Source organism: Kitasatospora sp. NBC_00070, assembly GCF_045041205.1.
Classification (GTDB): Bacteria; Actinomycetota; Actinomycetes; order Streptomycetales; family Streptomycetaceae; genus Kitasatospora.
On record NZ_CP108247.1, the window covers coordinates 5,554,409 to 5,571,841 of the forward strand.

18 protein-coding genes and 1 riboswitch are annotated in these 17,433 nt (G+C 74.5%); of the genes, 9 read left to right on the plus strand and 9 right to left on the minus strand.

The features are described 5' to 3' along the window. Positions 1-2: 2 nt before the first annotated feature. Together OHV05_RS25435 and OHV05_RS25440 are read left to right on the plus strand one after the other, a co-directional pair. Positions 3-1,139 (plus strand): M48 family metalloprotease, encoded by a 1,137-nt coding sequence (locus tag OHV05_RS25435; protein ID WP_405019701.1) that lies wholly within the window; start codon positions 3-5, stop codon positions 1,137-1,139. Positions 1,140-1,188: 49 nt separating this feature from the next. Further along, complete coding sequence (locus OHV05_RS25440) at positions 1,189-1,578, plus strand: glyoxalase superfamily protein (protein WP_405019702.1); 390 nt, start codon at positions 1,189-1,191, stop codon at positions 1,576-1,578. 26 nt (positions 1,579-1,604) lie between these two features. Here the strand turns inward: OHV05_RS25440 and OHV05_RS25445 are convergent, their stop codons facing one another. Both OHV05_RS25445 and OHV05_RS25450 read right to left on the minus strand, forming a co-directional pair. After that, positions 1,605-1,910: a hypothetical protein gene (locus OHV05_RS25445; protein ID WP_405019703.1), complete on the minus strand. Its 306-nt coding sequence runs from the start codon at positions 1,908-1,910 to the stop codon at positions 1,605-1,607. A 130-nt stretch (positions 1,911-2,040) separates the two neighbouring features. Beyond that, positions 2,041-2,970, minus strand: a complete 930-nt coding sequence (locus tag OHV05_RS25450; protein ID WP_405019704.1) for a phosphatidylinositol-specific phospholipase C — start codon at positions 2,968-2,970, stop codon at positions 2,041-2,043. A gap of 146 nt (positions 2,971-3,116) precedes the next feature. Here OHV05_RS25450 and OHV05_RS25455 point away from each other — a divergent pair, with 146 nt between their 5' ends. From OHV05_RS25455 to OHV05_RS25465, 3 genes are all read left to right on the plus strand, one after another. Next, on the plus strand, positions 3,117-3,671 hold the full coding sequence (locus tag OHV05_RS25455; protein ID WP_405019705.1) for a hypothetical protein: 555 nt from the start codon (positions 3,117-3,119) through the stop codon (positions 3,669-3,671). A gap of 18 nt (positions 3,672-3,689) precedes the next feature. Beyond that, a complete protein-coding gene (locus tag OHV05_RS25460; protein ID WP_405019706.1) occupies positions 3,690-4,067 on the plus strand; it encodes a ribbon-helix-helix protein, CopG family in 378 nt (125 codons plus the stop codon). 114 nt (positions 4,068-4,181) lie between these two features. Then, positions 4,182-4,670, plus strand: coding sequence for a hypothetical protein (locus OHV05_RS25465; protein WP_405019707.1), 489 nt, complete (start codon positions 4,182-4,184; stop codon positions 4,668-4,670). Between the two features lie 15 nt (positions 4,671-4,685). Here the strand turns inward: OHV05_RS25465 and OHV05_RS25470 are convergent, their stop codons facing one another. Together OHV05_RS25470 and cobC are read right to left on the minus strand one after the other, a co-directional pair. After that, a complete protein-coding gene (locus tag OHV05_RS25470; RefSeq protein ID WP_405019708.1) occupies positions 4,686-5,567 on the minus strand; it encodes a protocatechuate dioxygenase in 882 nt (293 codons plus the stop codon). Positions 5,568-5,654: 87 nt separating this feature from the next. Next, positions 5,655-7,058 carry an Rv2231c family pyridoxal phosphate-dependent protein CobC gene (cobC, locus tag OHV05_RS25475; RefSeq protein WP_405019709.1) on the minus strand — a complete coding sequence of 468 codons (1,404 nt, stop codon included), beginning with the start codon at positions 7,056-7,058 and terminating at the stop codon, positions 5,655-5,657. Positions 7,059-7,194: 136 nt separating this feature from the next. Between cobC and OHV05_RS25480 the strand changes: the two genes are divergently transcribed. Beyond that, positions 7,195-7,746 (plus strand): GNAT family N-acetyltransferase, encoded by a 552-nt coding sequence (locus tag OHV05_RS25480; protein WP_405019710.1) that lies wholly within the window; start codon positions 7,195-7,197, stop codon positions 7,744-7,746. Here the strand turns inward: OHV05_RS25480 and OHV05_RS25485 are convergent. The 5 genes from OHV05_RS25485 to OHV05_RS25505 are packed head-to-tail and all read right to left on the minus strand — an operon-like array spanning position 7,719 to position 14,202. After that, complete coding sequence (locus tag OHV05_RS25485) at positions 7,719-9,095, minus strand: cobyrinate a,c-diamide synthase (protein WP_405019711.1); 1,377 nt, start codon at positions 9,093-9,095, stop codon at positions 7,719-7,721. The genes OHV05_RS25480 and OHV05_RS25485 overlap by 28 nt on opposite strands. A 4-nt stretch (positions 9,096-9,099) precedes the next feature. Next, positions 9,100-9,705, minus strand: a complete 606-nt coding sequence (gene cobO / locus OHV05_RS25490; RefSeq protein WP_405019712.1) for a cob(I)yrinic acid a,c-diamide adenosyltransferase — start codon at positions 9,703-9,705, stop codon at positions 9,100-9,102. A gap of 2 nt (positions 9,706-9,707) precedes the next feature. Then, positions 9,708-11,726: a putative cobaltochelatase gene (locus tag OHV05_RS25495; protein WP_405019713.1), complete on the minus strand. Its 2,019-nt coding sequence runs from the start codon at positions 11,724-11,726 to the stop codon at positions 9,708-9,710. Next, entirely contained in the window at positions 11,723-13,264 is a 1,542-nt protein-coding gene (locus OHV05_RS25500; RefSeq protein ID WP_405019714.1) for a cobyric acid synthase, read from the minus strand. The genes OHV05_RS25495 and OHV05_RS25500 overlap by 4 nt, the downstream gene beginning before the upstream one ends. Then, a complete protein-coding gene (locus OHV05_RS25505) occupies positions 13,261-14,202 on the minus strand; it encodes a cobalamin biosynthesis protein (protein ID WP_405021541.1) in 942 nt (313 codons plus the stop codon). Before OHV05_RS25505 ends, OHV05_RS25500 begins: the two co-directional genes overlap by 4 nt. An 82-nt stretch (positions 14,203-14,284) precedes the next feature. Next, positions 14,285-14,485: riboswitch (cobalamin riboswitch) on the minus strand. Between the two features lie 123 nt (positions 14,486-14,608). On the opposite strand from OHV05_RS25505, the gene OHV05_RS25510 reads away from it, so the two are divergent. The 3 genes from OHV05_RS25510 (at position 14,609) to OHV05_RS25520 (ending at position 17,386) form a co-directional block, all read left to right on the plus strand. After that, positions 14,609-15,016: a YidB family protein gene (locus OHV05_RS25510; RefSeq protein ID WP_405019715.1), complete on the plus strand. Its 408-nt coding sequence runs from the start codon at positions 14,609-14,611 to the stop codon at positions 15,014-15,016. 437 nt (positions 15,017-15,453) lie between these two features. Then, positions 15,454-16,143: an XRE family transcriptional regulator gene (locus tag OHV05_RS25515; protein WP_405019716.1), complete on the plus strand. Its 690-nt coding sequence runs from the start codon at positions 15,454-15,456 to the stop codon at positions 16,141-16,143. A gap of 124 nt (positions 16,144-16,267) precedes the next feature. Further along, positions 16,268-17,386, plus strand: coding sequence for an alpha/beta hydrolase family protein (locus OHV05_RS25520; protein ID WP_405019717.1), 1,119 nt, complete (start codon positions 16,268-16,270; stop codon positions 17,384-17,386). Positions 17,387-17,433 lie beyond the last annotated feature (47 nt).

Consider the following 17,433-nt stretch of genomic DNA (forward strand, 5'->3'; position numbering starts at 1 on the left):
TCATGGACGACTTCACCCCCGAGCAGGTGGCCCGGGGCCGGGCGCTGCGCCGGGCCCAACTGCCCTGGGCGCTCGGCGCCCGCGCCGCCGGGCCGGCCGCGTTGCTGCTGCTCGGCCTCACCCCGGCCGGGGCCGGACTGGTCGGCCGGGCCGGCGACCTGTTCGGCGGCACCCGGACGGCGCAGGTGCTGGCCGGGATCGCCGCCCTGCTGCTGATCGGCGAGCTGGTCCAACTCCCGTCCACCGCACGGTTGTGGGTGATCCGCCGGGCGTACGGGCTGATCACCCAGGGCTGGGCCGGCTGGGCGGCCGACCGGCTGCGCGGGCTGGCCCTCGGCCTGCTGCTCGGGCTGCCGGTCGGGTACGGGCTGTACGCGCTCACCGACCGGTCGCCGGAGGGCTGGTGGCTGCCCGCCGCGCTGCTCGCGGCCCTGCTGGTGCCGCTGCTCTCGTTCCTCTTCCCGCTGCTGGTCGAGCCGCTGTTCAACCGGTTCACCCCGCTGCCCGCCGGTGAACTGCGCACCGCGCTGCTGGACTTGGCCGCACGGGACGCGATCCGGGTCCGCGAGGTGCTGGTCGCCGACGCCTCCCGCCGGACCACCGCGCTGAACGCCTACGTCTCCGGGCTCGGCGCGACCCGTCGGATCGTCGCGTACGACACCCTGATCGGCACCGCCGACCCGCGCGAGGTCGAACTCGTGGTCGCCCACGAACTCGGCCACGTCAAGCACCGGGACGTCCTCACCGGCACCCTGCTCGGCTCGCTCGGCGCCGCCGTCGCGGTCGTCCTGCTCGGACTGCTCACCTCCTGGCGGCCGCTGCTCGACGCCGCTTCGGCCGCTTCGGCCGCCGACCCGCGCTCGCTCTTCCTGTTCGCGGCCTGCGCGGCCGTGCTCGGTGCCCTGGCCGGGCCGTTCCAGTGCGCCGCGAGCCGCCGGATCGAGGCCAGGGCCGACCGCCACGCCCTCGAACTCACCTCGGACCCCGAGCAGTTCATCGCGATGCAGCACCGGCTGGCGGTGGCCAACATCGCCGACGTCGACCCGCCCCGGCTGCTCCAGCTGCTCTTCGCCAGTCACCCCAGCACCACTGCCCGGATCGCCGCCGCCCGGGCCTGGGCGGCGGCGCACGCGGGCTGAAGCGCGTGTCGGGGTGAGCGGGCGGCCGGTGTTCGGTAGCGTCGCCGGTATGGACTGGAAACTCGAACTGGTGGCGGTCCCGGTCACGGACGTGGACCGGGCCAAGGCGTTCTACACCGATCAGGTCGGCTTCCACGCCGACCACGACCACACGGTCAGTGACACGGTCCGCTTCGTCCAGCTCACGCCCCCGGGCTCGGCCTGCTCGATCGCCCTGGGGACGGGGCTGCTGGACACGCCGCCGGGCTCGGCCCAGGGGCTCCAGCTGGTGGTCGCGGACATCCACGCCGCGCACGCGGAACTAGCCGCACGGGGTGTGGCGGTGAGCGAGGTCCAGGAGTTCCCGTGGGGCTCGTTCGTCTTCTTCGCGGACCCGGACGGCAACGGCTGGGCGGTCCAGCAGCTGCCCGCCCGGGACGGCTCCGCGCCGGCCGGCTGACCCGGTGTCAGCAGGCCGGGCGGGCGTCAGCCGACCAGCGGCCCGCTGCCGGCCAGCGACGGCGCCCCGCTGAGGGCGTGCATGAGTTCGGCGTCGCCCTCCACCGAGAGGGCGCTGTCGGTGCACTGCTGGACCGGCCCGGCCACCGGCAGCGGCTGGGCGGCGATCGCGGTCATCGCGAAGGCCTGCTGGGCGCCGAGCTTGCCGACCTCCGAGCAGGTGGTGTCCAGCGCCGCACCGGTCGGGTCGGGGGCGGCCCAGGCGACGGCGGGCGCCGCCCCCAGCACGGCGAGTGCGACGGCGGAGACGGAGGCGGCGGTCTTGCGGATCATCAGGTCTCTTTCCCAGGGTGTGCCGGAATCATCGGTGATCATCCCGCCCCGGGCCGCCGCGGCCCCGCCGGACACGCGCCGGTTCCCCGGAAGGGATGACGGCGGGGCGCCGACGGGCTGACGGAGCCGGTCAGATGAAGTTCTTGTCGATCAGGAGCTGCAGGGCGTTGGTGTGGAAGTCGGGGAAGTCCATCGGCACCACGCCGAGGTTCGCCCGCTGCTGCTTGCGGGCCTCCAGGTACTCCCAGACCTTCTGCATGACGGTCTGCGAGGAGTACTTCGGCCACTCGCCGTTCCCGATGCTGGCGAAGTTGAGGTAGAGCTTCGCCGAGTTCTGGTCGTTGAAGGCGTTGTCGAACTGCCGCTGCACGTACGAGGTCCACTTGGTGCCGCTGCTGATGCCGGTGTACCGGTCCTGCAGGTCGATCACGTCGTTGGACAGGAAGCCGTTGTCCCCGCCCGGCCAGTGCAGCACGGACCAGTCGTTGGCGAAGTCGGTCAGCAGCACGATCCGCCCCCGGGCCTGGCCGAGGGTGGGGAACCACGGATTCGTCCAGAACAGCGGCCGGTACCCCTTGGTGTCCAGATAGCCGTTGAAGATCCGGGCGAAGTCCGCGCCGACGTCGTTGTTGGTCCCGTTCTCCTTCTTCACCCGCATCAGCAGCACCTCGCCCGGGTGCCCGGCCAGGAAGCTCCGGCACTGGTTCAGCACCTGGTCGAAGGTGGTGCCCTGGTACCACCCGCCGTGGTAGATCCCGAACGAATCCGGCGCGCCCGCCAGGCCGTTGCACCGGATGTCGAGGAAGCGGATGCCGCGCTCCAACTGCTCCGGTACGCCCCAGTTCTGGGTGTGCGACCACTCGCTGCCGTTCGCCGGGTCGGTGCAGCAGGAGTCGTGCGTGCCCGGGATGGTCATCCGCAGCAGCGACCGCCCGTCCGGCAGGCCGGCCATCCAGGACGCCCCCGCTCTCGGGGCGGCCACGGCCGGGCCGCTGCCGAGCGCCCCCGTGACCAGGGTGGCGGCGGCGGTGCTGAGGAGCGTACGGCGGGTCAGCTGCATCGGTGCCTCCGGTACGGGAGTTGACGGCGTACGGCCACCACGGTCCCGCCGCCCGGGCCCGCTCCACAAGCCCCCCGACGAAATCCGGCGGCGCCCGGCCGTCGGAGTGTCCAGGGTTCCCCCACGTACCGTCCCGAGGAGTCCCGATGCCCCGACCGCTGCTCCTGCTCGACGTGGACGGCCCGCTGAACCCGTACAACGCCAAGCCGCACCGCCGCCCCGAGGGCTACCTGACCCACCGGGTCAGGCCCGCCTCCTGGATCGCCCGGCAGATGCAGTGGCAGCACCGGCCCGCCGACCGGGTCCGCCCGCTCCGGCTCTGGCTCAACCCGGAGCACGGCCCGGCCCTGCTGGCGCTCCCGTACGACCTGGTCTGGTGCACCACCTGGACCGACGAGGCCAACACCTGGGTCTCCCCGCTGCTCGGCCTGCCCCGACTCCCGTACGTGGACTGGCCGACCATGCACCAGGGCGACCCCGAGGACCTGCACTGGAAGACCCGCCACCTGGTCACCTGGGCCGCCGGCCGCCCCTTCGCCTGGGTGGACGACGAACTGACCGAACGCGACACCGCCTGGATCGCGGCCCACCACCCGGCCCCGGCCCTCACCGTGCACGTCGACCACCGCTTCGGGCTCCAGCCCGAGCACTTCACGGCCCTCGCCGAGTGGGCCGCCGGGCTGGTGCCCGGCCGGTCGTAATACGCGTCATACGCTGGTGTGCAGGCCAAGACCAGGATCAGCATCAGCCTCGATCGCGATCACGCCGAGCGTATCCGGGAGCATGCCGAACGAGCGGGCACGGACGTTTCGGCCTACCTCGTGAACGCCGCCACCCGGCAGATGGCCGAGGCCGAGGCAGCCGAAGCACAGTTCGCCCGGATCGACGCGATGATCGCTGCGGCGGAAGCGGAAGCGGAAGCCGCCGAGCTGCCACCGCTGCGGAGGTCGCCGACGGCGAGCTCACGGAGGAGGAGCGGCGGGAAGTGGCGGAGACGCTGGGGCTCGTCTACGGCGATGATGGCCCGGTCACGCGTCCGGGCCACGGCTTGTCTGGCGGCGGTGGACGCCCATGACGTCCACGTGGTTCAGATCTGACGCCGTTTGCCAGGCGGCGAATCTGTTTGACTTCGCGCGGGTGGGGCGGTCACCATGCGTCGATCTCCGTACCGATGTGCGGGTGACGTTTCGAGCAGAGAGCAGCGCCCGCGCATGGACATCACCGCCACCTTCCGGCTGACCGAGCAGGACCTCCGGAGGGCGATCCGGAACGTTCCGGCGCTGCGGCGGATGGTCATGGCCAGTGCGCTCATCACGGTGGTCGGACTGCTGAAATGGGCGGTGGACGGGAAGCCCAACCTGTGGCTGCTGGTCCTGGGGCCGGTGCTGATGGTGTTGTGCGAGGTGATGGTGGTCCGGGGCGGGGCGAAGAAGAGCGCCGAGCTGATCGCGGAGCCGTGGACGGTGCGGGTGACGGAGCAGTCGTACTCGCTGCGGACGGCCGCCAGCGACGCGACGGCGGAGTGGCGGCTGTACCGCGAGGTGACCGAGCGGGCGGGGTTCTGGTACCTCCAGCAGACCAACAAGGCGGTCGGGTTCATGCCGCAGGGGGTGTTCGACGAGGGGCAGCGCGCGGAGCTGGCGGAGTTCTTCGCCCGCGCGCTGCCGCCGGTCAAGCGGCCCTGGTACCGCCCGTTCTGACGATCCGGCAGGTCGCTACTTCCCGTCCTTGTCGGGGTCGACGCCGAAGGTGATGGCGCCGAGGTAGCCGTCGGCGTCCTCGGTGATCTTGAGGAGCATGGGCTCCTTGTAGATGCTGTCGCCGTCGTTGAAGGTGTCGCGGTTGGTGTGCCGGGAGTAGGGCTGCTGGGCGAAGACCTTCGAGTTGAGCGACTCGTCCGTCATCAGCTGGGTGGTGAGGGTGCGGTCGTCGCCGACGTGCACCATGGCGTGGATGTGGACGGTCCGACCGGTGTACCAGCCCGGCCAGACGGTGGTGAACCGGACGATGCCGTCGCCGTTGGTGACCTGGGCGCCGCGCAGGTAGCGCTTGTCGTCCGTCGGCGTGAGGTCCGCGCCGGCACCACCCGAGCCGCCCGGCCCGCCGGACGGGGGAGCGCCGGTCGGTGCCCCCGACGGCGGAGCGCCGCCGCCGCCCGGGCCGCCGCCGGTGCCACCGCCGCCCGAGGAGAGGGATTCGGCGCCGGAGTAGAGGCCGGCCGCGTCGCAGTGCCAGATCTCGACCACGGCGTCGGCCAGCGGCCCGCAGGTCTCGCTGTCCTGGACCCGGATGGCGATGCGGAGCTTGACGCCCTCGCGGTCCTCGCGGATGTCGCTGCGGATCTTGTCGGCGTCGAAGTAGTACGGGCCCTGGGTGGCCTGGGGGGAGAGCGAGCAGGTGCCCGCGCCCGCGAACAGGGCGGTGAGGTCCTCCGACGTGCTGGGGGAGATGCCGGCGGTGGCTCCGGTCGTGGTGGTCGCGGTGCCGGACTTCGGGCTCCCGCAGGCGGCGAGCAGCGCGCCCAGCCCGATGCTGCCGATCCCCGCCAGGGCGGCCCGGCGGCTGACCCGTTGGCCCTCGTGGTGGTCGTGTCCCACGGCTGTGCTCCTCGGTCTCCTGGGTCAACTGCCGGGGAGCCTAGGAACGCCGGGTGAGAGCGGGCTGTGCGCCGGATGAGGGCGGGGTCAGTTCCGGACGAGAGCCGAGAGTGCGTCGAGGAAGCGGTCGCTGGTGGCCTCGTCCCGGACCGCGATCCGCAGCCAGTCCGGGCCGAGGCCGGGAAAGGTGTCGCCCCGGCGCAGCGCGAAGCCGGCGGCCCGCAGCCGGGTGCGCAGCTCCGCTGCGCCGGGCGTGTGGACCAGCACGAACGAGGCGGCCGGCGAGCCGTGCACGGTGATCCCCGGCAGCGCCGCCAACCCCCGCAGCAGGTGGGCGCGTTGACCGGCCAGGGTGTGGGTGGCGGCCTCTGCCTCGGCCAGCGCGGCGAGCGTGCTGCACGCCTCGGCGGCGGCCAGCGCCGGGGTGGAGACCGGCCAGAGCGGCTGGGCCGCACCGAGCCGGGCGATCAGGTCGGCGGGGGCGAGCACGTAGCCGATCCGCAGGCCGGCCAGGCCCCAGGTCTTGGTCAGGCTGCGCAGCACCACCACCTCGCCGGGCAGGTCCCGGACGGCGGCCAGGCTCTCCCGCTCACCGGGGACGGTGTCGACGAACGCCTCGTCCACCACCAGGGTCCGCCCGGGGCGGGCGAGTTCGGCCAGGCCCGGGTGCAGGACGGAGGTGGGGTTGGTCGGGTTGCCGATCACCACCAGGTCGGCCGCCTCCGGCACCGCGCCGGGCGTCAGCCGGAAGCCGTCGGCGGGGGAGAGCAGCACCCGGTGCACCCGGTGCCCGGCGTCCCGCAGCGCGGCCTCCGGCTCGGTGAACTGCGGGTGCACCACCACCGCGTGCCGCGGCCTCAGCACCCGGGCCAGCAGCACGAACGCCTCGGCCGCCCCCGCCGTGAGCAGCACCTCCTCGACCGGCCGGCCGTGCCGGGCGGCGACGGCGGCCCGGGCGGCGGTGCCGTCGGGGTAGGCGGCCAGGTCGGCGAGGGTGGCGGCGAGGTGCTCGCGGAGCCAGTCCGGCGGGGTGCCGGTGCGGACGTTCACGGCCAGGTCGACCAGGCCGCCGGTACGCACCTCGGCGTCCCCGTGGTGGCGCAGGTCGGGGCCGGGACCGGCGACGGCCACCGTGGCGCTCGCGGACTTCCGCTTGGCGGCGAGGAGTTGGCCGCCGGGAGCGGCGGAGAGCAGGGCGGCGGCCTCGGCCACCCCTGGAGTGCCGGTGGCGGCGAGGACGACGTCGGACGGGGTCGGCACCGGGACGGCCGCCAGCTCCTCGGCGGAGTGGCCGACCAGCGGGACGGCGAGGGCCCGTGCGGCGGCCAGCAGACCGGGCTCGCCGGCCCGGGTGGTGACGGTGGCCAGCCGGGCCACCTCGCCCCGGCTCCGCCCGAGCGCGGTCAGGGCGGCGTCGATCAGGCCGAGCAGCTCGGCGGCGGCCACGCCGCTGCGGGCGCCGACCCCGACCGTGAGAGAGGGGTGGTTCACTGCTGGTTCCTCTCGACGGCCGGTGCTCCGGAAATCCCACCACGGTGCCGCTGAACTGGTCAATCGTGCGGGTTGTGAGCTGCGACGCGCCGGAAATCCGGTGGACACCGCCGGTCGGCTGGACGAGCATCCGCCTGTGACCGAACGATCAGCACCCTGGACCTCCGCCCCTTCCGCCGCCACCCGGGTCAGCCTGGTGCAGGTGCCCCGCGCCGCGATGGCCGCCCTGATGGTGGGCGACCTGGACGGCGCGGCCGCCGCGAGCGGCCTCGACTTCCCCGCCGACCTGGCCGACGGCCGGATGCCGGGCGTCTGGGCCCGCCGCTACCACCAGACCGGTGACGACCCGTCGAGTGCCGAGTGGGTGACCCGGGCGGTGCTGGTCGACGGCGTGGTGATCGGTGCGGCCGGGTTCCACGGCCCGCCGGACGAGCGCGGCATGGTCGAGGTCGGCTACGGCGTGGCCGAGGGGCAGCGCCGCCAGGGGTACGCCAAGGCGATCCTGGCCGCGCTGCTCCGGCGAGCCGTGGAAGAGCCGACGGTGACCGTGCTGCGGGCCACCATCAGCCCGGACAACGCCGCCTCGCTCGCCACCGTCGCGGGTTTCGGCCTGGTGCACGTCGGCGAGCAGTGGGACGAGGAGGACGGCCGCGAGCTGATCTACGAACTCCCCACCCCGGCGGCGTAGTCGGCGGCCGCCCGGACGAACCGCGAGGCGAGTTCGGGTGCCCCGGCCCAGTGCAGGTGCAGGTACGAGGCGTGCACCGAGCCGCTCACGAAGCCCTCGGTGCAGGACCCGGCCGGGCCCCGCCAGCCCCAGGCCGGCGGCTCGCCCGCGCCCGGCTCGCAGACCGTCCGGTGGAACTCGTGCCCGCGCAGCCGCGAGCCGGTCGGCGCCAGCACGCTGTCGGTGAGCGCGACCGCCTCCCGGTAGCCCAGGGTGAGCCGTTCGGTCATCCGGGCGGTGGTCGTCAGCACGCCGCACATCGGCGCGCCGTCCAACTCCTGCCCCAGGTACAGCAGTCCGGCGCACTCGGCGCTGACCGGCGCCCCGGCGGCGGCCAGCGCGGCGATCGAGGCGCGCAGCCCGGCGTTCGCACTGAGCTCCTTGACGTACATCTCCGGGAAGCCGCCGCCGATCACCAACCCGGCCGCGCCCGCCGGGAGTTCCGGGGCGTGCAGCGGGTCGAACGGGACCACCTCGGCACCCGCCGCCGCCAGCAGCTCGGCGTTCTCCGCGTACGAGAACGAGAACGCCGCACCGGCCGCCAGCGCGACCCGGGGCCGGCCGGGCACCGGCTCGACCTCGGCGGCGGCCGACCACGGCTCGGCGTCCAACGGCGGTGCACTGCGGGCCAGTTCGAGCAGCGCGTCCAGGTCCACCGAGGCGCCGACCAGCTCGCCCATGTCCCGGACGGCGCGCAGCGCGTCCGCCGACCGCTCGACGGCCGGGATCAGGCCCAGGTGCCGGGACGGTGTGGCGACGGCGGCCGAGCGCCGGACGCAGCCGAGCACCTGCACCCCGCCGCCCTCCTCCAGCGCCTCCCGGAGCAGCTGCTCGTGCCGGTCCGAGGCGACCCGGTTGAGGATCACCCCGGCCAGCCTGACCTCCGGGTCCCAGGAGGCGAAGCCGTGCACCAGCGCGGCCACCGAGCGGGACTGCGAGGAGGCGTCCACCACCAGCACCACCGGCGCCCTGAGCAGCTTGGCGACATGGGCCGTGGAGGCCAGTTCGCCCCGCCCGGCGGCGCCGTCGTAGAGCCCCATCACGCCCTCCACCACGGCCACGTCGGCCCCGGCCGCCCCGTGCAGGAAGAGCGGGGCGACCCGGTCGGGCCCGCACATGAAGGCGTCCAGGTTGCGGCCCGGGCGCCCGGCGGCGAGTGCGTGGTAGCCCGGGTCGATGTAGTCGGGGCCGACCTTGTGCGGGGAGACCGCCAGGCCACGGGCGGCCAGCGCGGCCATCAGGCCGGTGGCGACGGTGGTCTTGCCCGCGCCCGAGGAGGGCGCGGCGACGACGAGACGGGGGATGTTCAACGGACTACCACTCGATACCGCGCTGGCCCTTGCGGCCGGCGTCCATGGGGTGCTTCAGCTTGGTCATCTCGGTGACCAGGTCGGCCAGTTCGAGCAGCTCGTCCTTGGCGTACCGGCCGGTGATCACGACGTGCTGGTTGCCGGGCCGGTTGCGCAGCACCTCGACCACCTCGGCCACGTCGACCCAGCCCCAGTGCATGGGGTAGGTGAACTCGTCCAGCACGTAGAGGCGGTAGGTCTCGGCGGCCAGGTCGCGCTTGACCTGCTCCCAGCCCTCCTTGGCCGCCTCCTCGCTGGACTCGACCATGTCGGCGGAGCGCTGGACCCAGGACCAGCCCTCGCCCATCTTGTGCCAGGCGACCGTGCCGCCCTCGCCGGAGGCGCCGAGCACCTTGAGCGCGTTCTCCTCGCCGACCTTCCACTTGGCCGACTTGACGAACTGGAACACCCCGACCGGCCAGCCCTGGTTCCAAGCCCGCAGCGCCATCCCGAAGGCGGCGGTGGACTTTCCCTTGCCGGGTCCGGTGTGCACGGCGGTGATCGGCTGGGTACGGCGCTGACGGGTGGTCAGGCCGTCGTCGGGGACGGTCTCGGGCTTTCCCTGCGGCATGGTCAGGCTGCCTTTCGGATCGAGGCGGAGGAGGGCCGGTGCGCGTGCACCAGGGCGGCGACGCCCTCGGCCCTGAGGTCGTCCAGGGTGACGGCGGAGGCGTTCAGCTGGGCCGCCAGGGTGTGCGCCAGGCCGAGCCGGACGTGGCCGGACTCGCAGTCCAGCACCACGCTCGCCACGCCCTGGGCGGCCAGCAGCCCGGCCGCCCGGCCGGCCTGCGGCAGCGCGTCCTTGCCGCCGGTGGCCCGGCCGTCGGTGACCACCACCAGCAGCGGGCGGCGGTGCGGGTCGCGCATCCGCTCCACCCGGAGCGTCTCGTGCGCCCGGAGCAGCCCGGCGGCCAGCGGGGTCCGCCCGCCGGTCGGGAGCTGCGCCAGCCGGGCCGCGCCGACCTCGACCGAGGAGGTCGGCGGCAGCGCCAGCTCGGCGCCGCTGCCCCGGAAGGTGATCATGCCGATCTTGTCCCGCCGCTGGTAGGCGTCCATCAGCAGCGAGAGCACCGCGCCCTTGACGGCGGTCATCCGCTGCCGGGCCGCCATCGACCCGGAGGCGTCCACCACGAACAGCACCAGGTTGGACTCCCGTCCCTGGCGCACCTGTTCGCGGAAGTCGTCCTTGCGCAGCACCAGCGCCCGGGAGTCCCGCCCGCGCGCGGCCTGGTGCGGTGCGGCGGCCTGCAGGGTGGCGCTCAGGTGCAGCCGGCTCAGCTGGCCCTGCGGCCGGCGCGAGCGGATGGTGTGCCCGCCGTCGGTCTCGGCGGGGGAGCGGCGCCCCTGGGCGCCCTTGCCGGTGCCCGGCACCTTGAACAGCCGGGTCCGGTACGGCTCCCCGGCCGAGGCCACCGGGGCCTTGCTGCCACCGCCCTGGGCCTGCGAGGGCAGCTCCGGTTCCCCGGCGGGCTCCTCGGCGGCCGTCGAGCCGTCCGGGGCGTCGCCCTGCGGCTCGGGGGCGCCGCCGCCGTCACCGTCCGGGCCGCCGTCGGGGTCGGGGCCGTCGTCCTCCGGTCCCTCGGCGTGCTCGTCCAGGGTGCGGTCGAGCTGCTCCTCGTCCAGCCCGGGGGCGTCGAACGGGTTCCGTCGCCGGCGGTGCGGCAGGGCCAGCTGGGCGGCCTTGCGGACGTCCTGCTCGCTCACCTCGGTCCGGCCCTCCCAGGCGGCCAGCGCGACGGCGGTGCGGGCCATCACGATGTCCGCGCGCAGCCCGTCCACCTCGAACGCCGCGCAGACGGCGGTGATCTGACGCAGCGCCACATCGGTCAGCAGTACGCTCGGCAGCAACTCCCGGGCGGCGGTGATCCGTTCGGCCAGCTCCCGCTCCTCGGCCGCGAACCGGGCCGCGAAGCCGTCCGGGTCGGCGTCGTACGCCAGCCGGCGGCGGACCACCTCGGCCCGCTCGTCCGGCTCCCGGGTGGCGGCGATCTCCACGGTCAGGCCGAACCGGTCCAGCAGCTGCGGCCGCAGCTCGCCCTCCTCCGGGTTCATCGTGCCGACCAGCAGGAAGCGGGCCGCGTGCCGGACCGAGACGCCCTCCCGCTCGACGTAAGAGCGGCCCATCGCGGCGGCGTCCAGCAGCAGGTCCACCACGTGGTCCTGGAGCAGGTTCACCTCGTCGATGTAGAGCACGCCCCGGTGCGCCTTGGCCAGCAGGCCGGGCTCGTACGCCTTGACGCCCTCGGCCAGCGCGCGCTCCAGGTCGAGCGAGCCGACGATCCGGTCCTCGGAGACGCCGACCGGCAGCTCCACCAGGTACGCCGGGCGGCTGTCGCCCCCGGCCGGGGTGTGCGGGCCGTCCGGGCAGCTCTGGTCGAGGGAGGCCGGGTCGCAGGAGAACCGGCAGCCGGGAACGGTGTCGATCGAGGGCAGCAGACCGGCCAGCGCGCGCACCATGGTCGACTTGGCGGTGCCCTTTTCGCCGCGCACCAGCACCCCGCCGACGGCCGGCGAGACGGCGTTCAGCAGCAGCCCGAGCCGCAGGTCGGCCATGCCGACGATCGCGGTGAAGGGGTAACGCACGTCGGTCATCGGTCGGTCTCCGTAGCTCGGGGTGCCCCGGGTGGGACGAACGGCAGGTGGGCGGGTGCGCCGCCCTCGATCAGCTTCCACAGTGCGTCGGTGTCGGCGTGCTCCTCGATCAGGTCGCCCAGGCGGTCGAGACGCTCCTCCCGGGCGGCGGCGAACGAGGTGTCGGGGGCCGGCACGAAGGCCCGGCCCGCCTGCTCGGCCACCTCGCGCAGCAGCGCCCGGCGGAAGCCGTCGTTCTCCAGCGCGCCGTGCCAGGTGGTGCCCCGGACCGAGCCGACCCGGCAGCCGTCCAGGCTCTGCCCCCTGTCATCGGAGATGAACGTGTCACCGCCCTCGACGGTCACCACACCGTGGTGGATCTCGTACCCCTCGACCCGCTCGCCGAAAGCCTCGCCGACCGGCCGGGCCAGCACCTTCTCCCGGCCGAACACCACCCGGGTCGGCAGCAGGCCGAGGCCCTGGACGGTGCCCGTCTTGGACTCCACCTGATCCTCGATCACCTGACCGAGCATCTGGTACCCGCCGCACACCCCGAGCACCGGCCGGCCGGCCGCCGCCCGCGCCTTCAGCACCGGCTCCAGACCGCGTTCGCGCAGCCAGGCCAGGTCCGCCACGGTGGCCCGGGTGCCGGGCAGCACCACCAGATCCGCGTCGGCCAGCTCCTCGGCCCGGGTGGCCCAGCGGACCAGCACCCCGGGCTCCTGGGCCAGCGCGTCCAGGTCGGTGAAGTTGGACAGCCTCGGGAAGCGGACCACCGCGACCCGCAGCACGTCGGCGCCGACCGGGCCGCGCACCGACCCCCGGTCCACCACGGTGGTCAGGTCGAGCGAGTCCTCGGCGTCCAGCCACAGCCCGGACAGCATCGGCAGGGTGCCGAGCACCGGACGGCCCGTCAGCTCGCGCAGCATCTCCAGGCCGGGCGCCAGCAGCCGGGCGTCGCCCCGGAACTTGTTCACGAACCAGCCCGCCACCAGCGCCTGGTCCTCGGCCGAGAGCAGCGCCAGCGTCCCGTACATCGCGGCGAACACCCCGCCCCGGTCGATGTCGCCGACCACCACCACCGGCAGCTTCGCCGCCGTGGCCAGGCCCATGTTGGCGATGTCCCGGTCCCGCAGGTTGATCTCGGCGGGGGAGCCCGCGCCCTCGCAGACCACCACCTCGTACCGGCTGCGCAGGTCGGCCAGGCACTCCAGGGCCCGTTCCAGCAGCACCGGCTTGCGCTCGCGGTAGTCCAGCGCGCCGACCTCGGCGATCGCCCGGCCGAGCAGCACCACCTGACTGCGGCCGTCCGCACCGGGCTTGAGCAGCACCGGGTTCATCGCCGCCTCCGGCTCCACCCGGGCGGCCTGCGCCTGCATCGCCTGCGCCCGGCCGATCTCGGCGCCGTCGGCGGTGACGAAGGAGTTCAGCGACATGTTCTGCGCCTTGAACGGGGCCACCCTGACGCCCTGTCGGGCCAGCCAGCGGCAGATGCCCGCGGTGACCACGCTCTTGCCCGCGTCCGAGGTCGTTCCGGCGACCAGCAGCGAACCGCTCACGACTTCCTCCACGCGTACAGGGCCCGGCCGGTCACGGTGACCGCCAGTGCCAGGGCTCCGACCCGCCGGGACAGCGTGCAGGCCCGTTCGATGTCGTCGACCGTCACCGGCCGCAGCTCGCCGCCGAGTACGGGCCGGTGCTCCACCCGCTCGCCGTACTGGAGGGTGCCACCCAGCCGCACCCCGAGCGCCCCGGCGAAGGCCGACTCGGCCTGCCCGGCGTTGGGGCTCGGGTGTGACGAGCCGTCACGGCGCCAGACCCGCCAAGCGGTCCGCGGCGCGGCCGCGGCCGCCACGGTGAGCAGTGCGGTCAGCCGGGCCCCCGGCCAGCCCGCCAGGTCGTCCAGCCGGGCCGACGCCCAGCCGAACCGCAGGTGGCGGGGGGAACGGTGACCGACCATCGCGTCCAGGGTGTTGACGGCCCGGAACGCGAGCAGGCCGGGCGTACCGGCCAGTGCGCCCCAGGTGAGCGCGTTCACCACGGCGTCGGCGGTGTTCTCGGCGACCGACTCCACCGCCGCGCGGGCGATCTGCGGCCCGTCCAGCGCGCTCGGGTCCCGGCCGCACAGGTGCGGCAGCCGCTCCCGGGCGGCCGCGAGGTCGTCCGCCCGGAGCGAGCGGCCGATGATGCGGGCCTCCCGGGTCAGCGAGGTGCCGCCCAGCACCGTCCAGGTCGCGGCGGCCGCCAGGCCGGCCCGGGCCAGCGGCGCCCGGCGCAGCGCCCGGTCGGCGAGCACCGCCCCGGCCGCGACGGTGCCCACACAGGCGGCGGTGTACGCGGCCCCGGCCGCCCGGTGGTCACGCCAGAGCCGGCCCTCGAGCCGGGACGCGGCGGAGCCGAAGACGGCGACGGGGTGACCCCGACGGGGATCGGCGAACCTCGCGTCGGCCAGGTACCCGGCGACGGACCCGAGCAGGAAGGGGAGCGCGGGGGTCAGTCGGCGCACGACGGGGGAGGGTCGGCTCGGTTCAGGGCTGCCGGCATGGGCGTGGGTGTCCTCACTCAGGGTCCGCGCCCTGGATCGACGTACCGGGGGTGAGAGTCTCCTGGCTTCCGGGTCCGACACACTCCCGGGCCTTCCAACAGCCGCCTGGGCGGGCCGTCGTGACCATGGATCGGGAGTGCTCCCCGGTGACAGTGGCGGGACCGCGCCGGACTCGCACCGGCTTCCTCTACTTGCCTCCGTTTGGCTGAAGGATCCCATCACGCGGCCGGACAGGCAGTCAACAAAGGGTGCGGAGGGGTTGGTCACACGTCTGTTCGCCCCACCGCGCGGGGTGCTCCCGGGCGGGTGAAGCTGGCCCTGGCGCGGCGTGGGTCCGCGACCGGACTGGAGGACGGTCATGACCGATCTCGGCAAGCTTCTCGGGGGTCTGCTCGGCGGCACGGGCGGCGGTGCCGCCGGCGGCGGGGGGAACCTGCTCGCGATGTTGCTCGGCGCACTCGGCGGCGGCCAGGGGGCGGCGGGCGGTCTCGGCGCACTGCTCCAACAACTCACCCAGGGCGGCCTCGGCTCCCAGGCCCAGTCCTGGGTCGGCACCGGTGACAACCACCCGGTCTCCGGCGCGGAGCTCGCCGCCGCCCTGCCCGACCGCGAACTGGACGCCCTGGTCCAGCAGTCCGGCCTCTCCCGCGACGAACTCACCCAACGCCTCGCCGCCCAGCTCCCCACCGCCGTCGACCAGCTCACCCCCACCGGCGAGGTCCCCACCCCGGCCACCCTCGACGAGCTCTTCGGCAAGCAGAACTGACGCTCCGCCGCACAGACGCACGTGGTGCACCACCAGGGGCTCGGGGCTCTGCTGTTGTGCGGCTCCGCCGCGTGGGCGACGCCGGGCTTTTTGGCAGGTGTTCAGCCCGCTACGGAGTCAGGGGCTCGGGGAACTGCGACGCCGGCCTCGTAAAGGGTGATCGTCGCGTGGGCGGTCAGGCACTTTCGCAGTGACCCGAACGCCAGATCTCCTCGCAGAGCCCCGAGCCCCTGGGTAGTAGACCGCTGAGCGCATGCCCAGAGCGCAGCCCCGAGCCCCTGGGCCCGGAGCGCTGCCTCATGGCTACCTCTGAGTAGAGGTCCTGATCAGGCGTCACCATTGGTAGGAATCGCCAACACCCCAGTAGAGGGGACGACGGGGCTTCGTGCGTTCAGCGGGTGCTCGGGCCGCCCGCCCCGGGCCTAGCGTCTGGTGGCATGCGACGAAGACCGCCCGCCCCCACCCCCGTGCCCTTCTCGCCCGCCGCGGCGCGTTCCCACCGCGCCGGCCTGGGCCTGACCCCCGACCAGGTCGTCGAAGGCATGGCCGCGCACGGCGTCCGCCTGCTGCCGATGCACGTGCTCGGCTGGGAGACCGGCGAGTTCCGCCCGTCCGAGGAGGAGTTCATCGCGCTGGCCCGGGCGCTCTGGTGCCCGCCCGCCCAGCTGATGGGCGCGGCCCCGGCCGGCCTGCGCGACTTCCGGGTGGCCCGCGAGCTGTCCCAGGACCAGGCCGCCCAGCGGATCGGCGTCACCCTCCGGGCGTACGAGCACGCCGAGCTGACCGGCAAGTGGGGCGGCGACGCCGGGCAGACGTACGCGCTGGGCCACGTGCTCGGGATCGGCCTGCGGATGCTGGTGCGGGTGACCAACCGTCAGGAGGAGCTGGACCGCTGTCTGCGGCAGTGCGTGGACGGCCGCTGGCAGTCGCAGGTGAAGCCGGTGGCCCGCCTGGTGCCGGTGCCCCGGCCGGTGCTGGAGCAGACCCTCGCGGAGTTCCAGGGCGAGTACCTGGTCCCGATGCACTGGGGCTCCGCGCCGAGCCAGGCCGAGCAGCGGCCGGTGCTGCCGCACGCCGAGCGGTTCTGGGAGCTGCTCTCCGCGCACCGCACCGACATCCCGGTCTGACCGGTCTGACGCCCCGTCCGGGCGGTCACCCGCTCCCGGACGGCCCTGCCCCGGTGGCAGGGCCGGGGCGGCGCCGGTGGAATGGACCGCAACGTCCCGTCCGCCACAGCACACCGGGAGCGCAATGCGTTGGGGAACCGCGGCCATGGTGGCCGCCGCCGCAGTCGGGGCCGGAACCGCGGCCGTCCTGCTGCTCGGCCGCAAGGCGTCCGACGGGGTGGTCAGGCCCGGGCGGGCCGAGCCCGGTGCCGACGCCGACCTGCGGGTGCACGACCTGGCCCCCGGCGGGGTGGTGATCACCCGCAGCACCGCCACCGCCCGGCCGGGCCGGTACGCGCTGGAGTGGCGTGACGGCGGCCACGCGGTGGTCGGCGAGGTGCTCGGCACCGGCCCGCAGACCGTCACCCGCCGCCTGGAGCAGGTGGACGGCGGCTCGCTGCAGATCGGCGACAAGGTCGAGCTGACGCCCCGGGTGTACGTCGGCGACCCCCGCTCGGCGCACGGCCTCGGCTACACCGACACGGTCGCCGAGGGCGAACTCGGCGCGCTGCCCGCCTGGTACGTCGACGGCAAGCGCGGGACCTGGGTGATCCTGGTGCACGGCCCCGGCGCCGACCGTACCCAGGCGCTGCCCGTGCTCCCGGTGCTGCACGCGCTCCAGCTGCCCAGCCTGACCGTCAGCTACCGGGGGGACGCGGGCGCACCGCCCTCCCCGGACCGGCTCGGGCACTTCGGCGAGACCGAGTGGCAGGACGTCGACGCGGCGATCCGGCTGGCCCTCGACAGCGGCGCGGGCCGGGTGATCCTGTACGGCTGGTCGGTGGGCGCCACCATGGTGCTGCAGGCCGCCGCCCGGACGGCCTGGCCGGAGGCGGTGGCCGGCCTGGTGCTGGACTCGCCGGTGCTGGACTGGCCGCAGACCGTCCGGCGGGAACGCGCCAAGGCCGGTGTGCCCGCCGCGCTGGCCGAACTCGGCGCCCTGGCCGCCGAGGGCCGCAGCCGGGTCGACCTGGCCGGGTTCGCCCGGCTCGCCTCGGGTGCCGACCTGCACGTGCCGACGCTGCTGCTGCACAGCCCCGCCGACTCGATCGCCCCCTGGGACGCCGCCGCCCGGCTGGCCGACCTGCGCGGTGACCTGGTCAGCCTGCACCCGGTGCCACGCGCCGAACACGCGGCGCTCTGGAACGCCGACCCGGCCGGCTACGCGGAGACCCTGCGCCGCTGGCTCACCCCGCTGCTCTAGATCACCGGCCCGGAGCGGCGGGCCGGTGACGGTGAAGGAGCCGTGAA